Below are 233 nucleotides of genomic sequence, written 5' to 3' on the forward strand. Positions count from 1 at the left end.
CGCCGGCGGATCCGGCCCCCGGTGATGTGCAGCTGTACACCAGCATCGCTGCGATGGACGGCTTCCTCGCCCGCGGGGTGCCGGCGAGCAAGCTCTACCTGGGCATCGGCTTCTACGGCCGCGGCTGGTCCAACGTGCCCAACGTCAACAACGGGCTGTACCAGACCGGCTCGGCCGCAACGGGTACCTACGAGGCGGGCATCGAAGACTGGAAGGTATTGAAGAACCTCAAA

Annotated in this window: 1 protein-coding gene; it reads left to right on the forward strand. The window is 65.7% G+C overall.

Features of this window, described 5'->3' with window-relative positions:
- A partial coding sequence (locus ACQG3P_RS24565; RefSeq protein WP_426806506.1) for a glycosyl hydrolase family 18 protein occupies nt 1–233 on the forward strand: 233 nt, incomplete at both ends.

This window comes from Stenotrophomonas sp. SrG (assembly GCF_050031795.1).
GTDB lineage: Bacteria > Pseudomonadota > Gammaproteobacteria > Xanthomonadales > Xanthomonadaceae > Stenotrophomonas > Stenotrophomonas rhizophila_A.